The sequence below is a fragment of the Ohtaekwangia sp. genome (assembly GCF_036568665.1).
Classification (GTDB): Bacteria; Bacteroidota; Bacteroidia; order Cytophagales; family Cyclobacteriaceae; genus Ohtaekwangia.
In genome coordinates this window covers 1-8,783 of record NZ_DATCSD010000374.1, presented here as the reverse complement: position 1 = coordinate 8,783, position 8,783 = coordinate 1, and the positions used below count along the sequence as shown (strand labels likewise).

Annotated in this window: 10 protein-coding genes; all 10 read right to left on the bottom strand. The window is 43.4% G+C overall.

The features are described from left to right. Positions 1–39: 39 nt before the first annotated feature. Positions 40–1,221 (bottom strand): tryptophan synthase subunit beta, encoded by a 1,182-nt coding sequence (gene trpB, locus VIN08_RS21925; RefSeq protein ID WP_331969824.1) that lies wholly within the window; start codon positions 1,219–1,221, stop codon positions 40–42. Beyond that, positions 1,218–1,883: a phosphoribosylanthranilate isomerase gene (locus tag VIN08_RS21920; RefSeq protein WP_331969821.1), complete on the bottom strand. Its 666-nt coding sequence runs from the start codon at positions 1,881–1,883 to the stop codon at positions 1,218–1,220. Before VIN08_RS21920 ends, trpB begins: the two co-directional genes overlap by 4 nt. Before the next feature lie 17 nt (positions 1,884–1,900). Further along, a complete protein-coding gene (trpC, locus tag VIN08_RS21915) occupies positions 1,901–2,701 on the bottom strand; it encodes an indole-3-glycerol phosphate synthase TrpC (protein ID WP_331969818.1) in 801 nt (266 codons plus the stop codon). A 32-nt stretch (positions 2,702–2,733) separates the two neighbouring features. Then, positions 2,734–3,720 carry an anthranilate phosphoribosyltransferase gene (trpD, locus tag VIN08_RS21910; protein ID WP_331969815.1) on the bottom strand — a complete coding sequence of 329 codons (987 nt, stop codon included), beginning with the start codon at positions 3,718–3,720 and terminating at the stop codon, positions 2,734–2,736. Positions 3,721–3,777: 57 nt separating this feature from the next. After that, positions 3,778–4,344 (bottom strand): aminodeoxychorismate/anthranilate synthase component II, encoded by a 567-nt coding sequence (locus VIN08_RS21905; protein ID WP_331969813.1) that lies wholly within the window; start codon positions 4,342–4,344, stop codon positions 3,778–3,780. A gap of 43 nt (positions 4,345–4,387) precedes the next feature. Next, positions 4,388–4,780 carry a four helix bundle protein gene (locus VIN08_RS21900; protein ID WP_331969811.1) on the bottom strand — a complete coding sequence of 131 codons (393 nt, stop codon included), beginning with the start codon at positions 4,778–4,780 and terminating at the stop codon, positions 4,388–4,390. 53 nt (positions 4,781–4,833) lie between these two features. Beyond that, positions 4,834–6,231: an anthranilate synthase component I family protein gene (locus tag VIN08_RS21895; protein WP_331969809.1), complete on the bottom strand. Its 1,398-nt coding sequence runs from the start codon at positions 6,229–6,231 to the stop codon at positions 4,834–4,836. A gap of 191 nt (positions 6,232–6,422) precedes the next feature. Beyond that, on the bottom strand, positions 6,423–6,602 hold the full coding sequence (locus VIN08_RS21890; RefSeq protein WP_331969806.1) for a 30S ribosomal protein THX: 180 nt from the start codon (positions 6,600–6,602) through the stop codon (positions 6,423–6,425). Positions 6,603–6,735: 133 nt separating this feature from the next. Next, positions 6,736–6,987: a hypothetical protein gene (locus VIN08_RS21885; protein ID WP_331969803.1), complete on the bottom strand. Its 252-nt coding sequence runs from the start codon at positions 6,985–6,987 to the stop codon at positions 6,736–6,738. A gap of 395 nt (positions 6,988–7,382) precedes the next feature. After that, positions 7,383–8,783 (bottom strand): BamA/TamA family outer membrane protein (locus tag VIN08_RS21880; protein WP_331969800.1); only part of this gene is annotated, 1,401 nt, incomplete at its 5' end.

Below are 8,783 nucleotides of genomic sequence, written 5' to 3'. Positions count from 1 at the left end.
ATGTTTGAGGTGATACTGACTAGCGATACTATATATACATCAGTATTTACCCCATCGTATATAGGTTTCAAGATCCTTATCTCCCCTTCCGGAAAGATTGATCACCACGACATCATCTTTATCAAACTCAAACTGACTGATGGCTGCTATAGCATGTGCTGATTCAATGGCCGGTATAATACCTTCCAGTTTACCCAGTGCTATACCAGCGGTCATCGCTTCATCATCGGTAGCGCTTACAAATTTTACGCGGCCTGTTTCAAACAAGTGTGCATGCATCGGGCCTATACCCGGATAATCCAACCCCGCAGATATAGAATGAGGTTCTACTACCTGCCCGTCTTCAGTTTGCATCAGTAACATTTTGCTGCCATGCAATACACCAACTTTACCTAAGGCCGTTGTAGCAGCAGACTCTCCGGAGTTCACACCTTTACCGGCTGCCTCTACTCCCACCAGTGTTACATGTTCATCCTGTAAAAAATGATAGAACGCTCCGGCTGCATTACTGCCACCGCCTACACAGGCAAATACATAGTCAGGGTACGGATTACCGATCTCCTCCTGTAGCTGCTTGCGCATCTCAGCACTAATCACGGATTGAAAACGCGCCACCATATCCGGGTATGGATGCGGCCCTACTACCGAACCAATGATATAATGTGTATCGGTCGGGTTGTTGATCCAATGACGCAGCGCTTCGTTGGTGGCATCTTTCAACGTCATGCTTCCACTCAGTGCCGGAACTACTTTTGTACCTAAAATGCGCATACGCTCTACGTTGGGACGTTGCCGTTCCATATCCACCTTGCCCATATATACTGTGCACTCCATGCCCATCAGCGCGCATACCGTAGCCGTGGCAACACCGTGCTGCCCGGCTCCTGTCTCGGCTATAATTTTTTGCTTGCCCAGCCTTTTTGCCAACAGAATCTGGCCGATGGTATTATTTACTTTATGCGCACCGGTATGGCAGAGGTCTTCGCGCTTCAGGTATATCCTGGCGCCATACGTCTCTGACATGCGCTTGGCAAAATATAGCGGTGTAGGGCGACCTACATAATTCTTTAACAGATCATCAAACTCCTTTTTAAAATCGTCCTGCTCAATGATCTTCAGGTAATTGTTCCGAAGCTCTTCCACGTTTGGATACAGCATCTCCGGAATATAGGCTCCTCCGAATTGGCCATAGTACCCACGCTCGTCTACTGTGTATTTCATACGATCGTTTTTTTGTTGTCTGATGTTAGTTTTATTCCTTCTGCATTACTGGCTGCAATAAGTGCCTGTAACTTTGTTATACTCTTTACGGCAGGGGCATCTTCCACGCCACTGTTTACATCCAGCGCATGAATGTTCATGCCTGCCAATGCTTTTACAGCCGATACATTTTCTGCTGCTATACCTCCGCTGAGAAAGAACGGCACTTGCTGATTATACTTGTGCAGTATACTCCAATCAAATACCTGTGCGTTTCCTCCATAGTATTTTCCTTTTGTATCGAACAGAAAAAAATCCACGACTTCTTTATAGGGTTGCGTTACAGCAAAATCAAAATCCTCTCCAATCGAAAAAGCTTTGATCACGCCTATACCTTTTTGCTTCAGGCTTCTGCATACATCAACGCTTTCATGTCCGTGCAACTGCAGGTAATCGAGTTTCAGTATACGAACAGCTTCTGTCATGTTCTCTTCCGATTCGTTTACAAACACGCCTACTTTTTTTATCGTGTCAGGAAAAGAACCCGGTATCGAATAATTCTCTCCTATATATCGCGGAGACTTACCATAGAGAATAAAACCCATATAATGAGGTTGCAGCGCTGCCACCGCCTGTATATTCGCTTCATCGCGCATGCCGCATACTTTGAGTTTCAGTTCCATGATCTACAGGTATATATTTACTGAACAGATTTTCTTCGCAGTTCGTCCATAAATTCCATCGCAGCTCTCTCCGGGCGACTATGCTTCATAAAGTTCTCGCCCATCAAAAATCCCTGGTAACCATGTTTTCTCAATTCAATGATAGTATCAGCCGATGATATACCACTCTCGGATACTTTCACGACCGAATCCGGAATCATAGGCGCCAGTCGCTTTGATACATCTATACTTACTTCAAATGTTTTGAGGTTACGGTTGTTTACACCGATCAGGTCTGCGCCTACTTCGAGGTTCTGTTTTAGTTCTTCTTCATCGTGTACTTCCAGCAATACTTCCATACCGAACGAACGGGCAAATGCTGCTAATGTTTTGGATTGTTGTGGCGCCAGTACAGCGGCAATCAAGAGTATAGCATCTGCTCCGATAGACTTTGCTTCTACTACCTGGTATTCATCAATCGTAAAATCCTTGCGTATGATCGGGCAGAAATTAAATTTGCGGGCAGTCATCAGATCTTCGCTGCTGCCACCGAACGAAGGCTTATCCGTAAGAACAGAAAGTGCCGATGCTCCGGCCTGCATATAGCCTATAGAAGTGCGTTCCACCGGAGCATGCGCATTGATTATACCTTTGGATGGTGACTTGCGCTTGAACTCGGCAATGATACCGGTCTTGTCTTCTCTGCGAATATATTTTTTCATAGACACCGGCAACGTAGAGAAATATATACTGTTCTCCAGCAGTTTTACCGGGTATAGACTTTTTCGTTCTTCTACTTCCTTTCGCTTGTAGGCGATAATCTCGTCAAGAATGTTCATAGCAACTGGTTTATATATAGTGGGTAGTTTTTTTATGGCTGAAGTAATTTCTTAAATGCCTGCAGTGCCTTGCCGGATGCCAGCGCTTCTTTCGCTCTGGCAAGTGCTGCCGGTAAACCTTCCTGCTGATGCCCGGTAAAGAGCGCCATACCTGCATTGGCAATCACTGCTGCATTCTGCGCGTCCGTTCCTTTACCTTCCAGTATCTTCATAAATACGTTGGCCGATTCTTCTACCGTATCACCACCGCGCAAATCTTCATAGCGCAGTTGAGGTAATTTTAAATCGGCCGGTGTAGCGAGGCGTTCGCCCTGGTTATAAAAATATTTGAATGCTCCGGTGAGTGATATCTCATCATAACCATCTACAGAATGCAGTATCACAAAATCTTTATCCGTGTTCTGGTATAAATATCCATACTGCCGGGCAAGCTCGAGACTAAATACACCTACCAATTGTTTCTTGGGGAATGCCGGATTTACCATGGGGCCCAGCATATTGAAAAAAGTTTTTACTCCCAGCTCTTTGCGTATAGGGGCTACGTTTTTCATAGCAGGGTGAAATAACGGAGCGTGCATAAAACAGATGTTGGCACGATCGAGGCTTCGTTTCAGTTCATCTGCATCATTGGTAAATTTATACCCGAAGTGTTCCAATACGTTGGATGAACCACTGGCCGAGGAAACACCATAGTTACCATGCTTGGCAACGGGCTGCCCGGCGGCTGCTACCACAAACGATGATAGCGTAGATATATTAAATGTATTCTTGCCATCACCACCGGTTCCACACAGATCCATTACCGGCTGATCGAACTTCATTGGCAAACAAAGCTCCAGCATCGCGTCACGAAATCCCTGCAACTCATCGATGGTAACACTGCGCATCATATATACCGTCATAAAAGCAGTAGTCTGACTCGGATTATATTTACCGGATGTGAGATCGATCAATACTTGTCGCGCAGTCTCTTTGGTCAGCGAGCGATGTTCGATCAACTCATTCAATATTTGTTTCATGTGGCTCATCGGCTTTGTCGGATAAGATGGTGACTATATATACCTATATCTGTATACTTACTTTTTTAACCAGTTTTCGATCATACGAGGACCTTCCGGTGTCATGATCGATTCCGGGTGGAACTGTACACCTTTCACATCATATTTTACATGGCGCAATCCCATTACGAGTCCTTCGTCATTTTTAGCAGTGATCTTCAAATCCGGTGTAAAGCTCTCCGACAGCACAGCCCATGAGTGGTAATGTGTAGCCTGAAATCTATCAGATACTCCGTTGAATAAATATTCTTCACGATCAACTACATCTACCTGTGATGTTACTCCGTGCAACACCTTTGGTATATTATACAAACGCGCACCATATACTTCACCGATTCCCTGGTGCCCGAGACAAACGCCTAGTATACTTTTCGATGGACCATATTCCTTGATCACCGCTTTCATAATGCCGGCTTCATCGGGTATACCCGGACCTGGTGACAATAATATTTTATCATACTTTTTTACTTCCTCCACCCGGATCTTATCATTCCGGAAAATATCCATCGCATACCCCAACTCACGAATTATATGAACGAGGTTGTAAGTGAATGAATCGTAATTATCGAGAACCAGTATTTTCATGTTGTGGGAATTGTAAGATTGTAAGATTGTAAGATTGTAAGATTTAAAAATTCTTGGGACTTCGTTTTGATTCGTAGTCGTTTAAATATTTTATAAAGCCTTTTATGTTCTTGGAAGCTTCCAGAAGTTTGATTGCAAGACGATCGTGATCTTCAGTATTTACCATACCAGCTTCTTTCAATACGAAGAGATTACTTCGTAACTCTCCGGCAGAACCTTTTGCGTAACCCAGGAATTTCATAAATACTTTATTGTTATTATACTCAAAGCCTTCGGCTATATTATTTGAAACAGATATAGCAGCACGTCTTAATTGATCTTTGGATGAATAATCCTTTTCCAATTTTCCCTGCGATGTCAACCCATAGATATCGACACCAATAGCAACCGCTTCTTTCCATATATCTAAATCCTCAAATCGTTCAATCCTAGCCATAACTTGTTTTGTATTTAATTTTTCAATTTTCAAATCTTCCAATCTTCCAATTTCTAAATCTTCTCTGCCATTAGTACAGCTTTGCGCAGGGCGGTGAGTTTGTTGTTTACTTCCTGTAGTTCGCTTTCGGCCTGGGATTTGGACACTACTCCGGCACCAGCCTGATATATCAATTTATTCTCGTGACTCAAAAATGTTCTGATCATGATGGCATGATTGAATGATCCATCAAAACCAATAAAGCCTATAGCGCCTCCATAAAAACTGCGGTTGATATTTTCATATTTATTGATCAGCGTCATGGCCATGTGCTTGGGCGCGCCTGATAGTGTACCGGCCGGAAATGTATCGGCAGCCATACCGATGATAGAAGAATCGTTCTTCAAGGTGCCGGTAACTTTTGATACGAGGTGAATAACGTGCGAGTAGTATTGAATTTCCTTGAACACTTCCACATGCACACTGGAAGCATTTCTGCTCATGTCGTTACGGGCAAGATCTACCAGCATAACGTGTTCGGCATTTTCTTTTTCATCGGCAGCGAGGCGTTCGGCAATCGCAGCATCTTCCTGGTCGTTGCCCGATCTGCGAAATGTACCCGCGATCGGGTATATATGTGCTTTGCCATTCTTTACCTGCAGCTGTGCTTCGGGTGATGAACCGAGTAACTTAAAGCTTCCATAATCAAAGTAGAAGAGATAGGGAGATGGGTTGATCGAACGCAGCGACCGGTATACATTGAACTCATCGCCTTTAAATCCACACTGGAACCTGCGCGACAGAACAATCTGGAATACATCTCCGCGATAGCAATGCTCTTTTCCTTTCTCTATTACTTTTAAAAACTCTTCATCGGTAAAGTTGGATTCTTCTCCGTTGATTAATGAGAATTTATAGGTAGCAAAACGGTTGCTGAAAATGATCTGCTCAATTTTATCCAGCGAACTTGTGCTCTGCTTGTAGGAATGTTCGTAAAGACTTAATTCGTTGGAGAAGTGATCGACTACAATAACGTAGCGGTATAACTTATAAAGCACATCGGGGATAAGTGTATTTTTCTGATCAATGCTTACTTCTTCGAAGAAGCGCACAGCATCGTACGCTATATATCCGAACAGACCACAATTGGGATGTTTACTCTCTACAGGATGTGGAATATCAAATGTATTTCTGAATGACTCCAGCAACTGTGGTACCTGCCCTACTTCCGTGACCTTGGTTTCCTGCGAAGTGCCATCCGGGTATTGTGTTGTTATGGTATCCTGTATCACCTGGAAGGAAGCAATCGGATCGCAGCAGATAAATGATAAACTGTTCTCATGCCCATGGTAATCGGAGCTTTCAAGCAGAATGCTGCCGGCAAAAACATCGCGAAGCTTCAGGTAAATATTTACCGGTGTGAGCGTGTCGGCAAGAAGTTTTTTCGTGTAGGTAGTAAGTGTATACTTCATTGGTCTGTTATGTTTTTCGGTTGTTCATCCTTCCTGGTTGAGCAACCGGTGTTGAAATCAGGGCAAAAAAAGAAGGCCTGCTGTGAACAGCAGGCCTTCGGCTTTATCGTATTAACATAAAAAGGCTGTTCACATATCGTGTTTAGATATATGCCACCACCAAGCTATGTTATTGAATTGAATCATGTTTCTTATTCAGCTTTCTTTTTAGCAGCTGTTCTTTTCTTGGCAGGAGCTTCCGCTACTGCAGCAGTACCTTTTTTAGATGCTACTCTTTTCAAACGTGTTTTAATGGCTTTCTTGTTTCTTGTAACGCCAAAAGAGCCTGCTGTACGTTTACCTTTTTTGGATTTTTTATCTCCTCTTCCCATGGAATAAATTAAAATTGATGCGGCAATAATAGTAAAGTCTTTACGTATTACAAAAAGTCGTAAAAAAAATTACAATCATTCTTACAGGCCGCACCAGGAAAAAAGAGTTGATACCGCTTGATTTTTACCCGGATTACTGTCCGTCAGCTGGTAATAATGATGGTACACTCATAGCGAGTACCCCCGGATACATCTGATGGATTTTTGAGAAAAGAGAAACGTTACGCACGGTAATCTCCGAGAAAAAGACCATGTCTGGTCGCTCATCATACTGCATTGGGTTCTGTGTTTGCTGCGTGAATTTCCTCACCAGATACCCCTTCGATTCAAGTTCTTTCACAACGTCTTCGCTGTAATTGTCCAAAAGCCACACCACACCGTTCATACTTTTTAGAAGTTTTGAACAGCCATACTGCCACCATTATGCCAATGCTTCTATTGGCTCTATAGGCAGAATGTACCAACACTTAATTCCCAATACAAGAAGAAAAGTACTGAAGTAAAACTGTGTGTTGTCCATTGAACAGTTATTCGTTAATCGTTAATAGGAAGTTTGTATGGTTGGATAAGAGTGTATCTCCATACTTCACCATTCGTTGATCGGTGTTCCTTGTTCGATATTCAATTTCGTTACACGTTAATTGTTAATCGCTATTCGTGAGTTAAATGCTTTCGGTCTTCCTGACTTTAGTCCTGCTCCCACATCAAAATTCATCACCCTCTTATAACTATTAACGGTTAACGAATAACGGTTAACAAGTAACCGATAACGCAATGTTCCTAGAACAAAAATCCGAGGCGCACATAAAACATATTACCATCGGTGCTGTGTGCTACTTCGGCTGAGACAACTGCCATGTTGAACGGTGTCAACCATAAGCCTCCTCCTACACCATGGTGCCATTGAGTAGATTTACCATCGGCTGCGCTTGGATCTTTGCCGGTAGCATCTTTATACCATACGCGACCTACATCATAGAATCCCAGCAGACCAACGGAGGCCGGGAACAGGTATGACCGGAAGCTCGCAACCTTGAGGCGCATCTCGTTATTGCTATAAAAATCCTTGTCGCCATAGAAGCGTGTTTTACGATAGCCGCGAAGTTCTGTTTTACCATCCAGTATCTGTGCCTGGTATAATTGATAGTTCCCCGTATTTATACCTCCACCGGCACGCAAGGCAAAAGTAAGTTTAGCCGGGAAGCGGAATGTTTGATAGAATGCTATAGACGCGTTATGCGAGGTGAAATTACCGGCATCCGATTCGAAGCCTTTCATAAAAGAAGAGTATTGATTCAGATATATACCGCGCGTTGTATTCACCGGGTTATCGCGGGTATCAATAACAAATCCGGTGCGTATACCGGCAAATGATTTTGTATTCTCGAACAATGAATCGGTTAACGCATTGGCATAGTCTACAATAAAACGCGAGTTGTTTTTAGGTCGCTCGATCTCTACACGTTGATAGGCAGGGCCAATCTTGAAAAGTCCGGAGCCACCGATCGGGTGGGTGAGCTGCGCCTGCAAATCTATTTCTTCGAGACGAATGCGATAATAATCGATGGATCGTTTCAGGTTATACCTTGGATCATCTTTGATCTTGCTGTTGAATTTCGTTTCGTTACCCCAGCCAAAAAAGTTATTTACAAAGTTAGGAGCCTTCACATCGAAGTCGAGCATAAGTCCCCATTTGCCAAACACCTGCGAGAATCGTCCATCGTATTTAAAATTATAGGAGCTGGTAAGCGGTGCGTAACTCGCCAGGAATAAATGCTGGTTCTTGAAAGGTGTTTTACGAAAGCCGTGGGTAGTATATAAAAATCCACCACCTATAAATACACCATCGTCATAGTTAAACGTACCATATACCAGGGGTGCCAGTATAGGATATCGGAAGGCTTTACGGTCATATATATTTACCGAGGGATCATTCGATGTTTTGTCTATAACATGTCGCCTGGAATTGATCGCTATGCCGGCAGGCAGATCATAAATCTTATAGGGGCTTCCCCATCCTTTTATAGCGGCTGTATTCTTCACAGAATCCATACCATCGCCTCCTATCACACGAACAATAATTTTGTTTTTGCCTTCTCCGGAGAATTGAAATACATCATCGCCACCTTGCCCCAGCAAGCGCACTTCTTTGGTTTCGTTACGAAGAAACTCGCGACTATA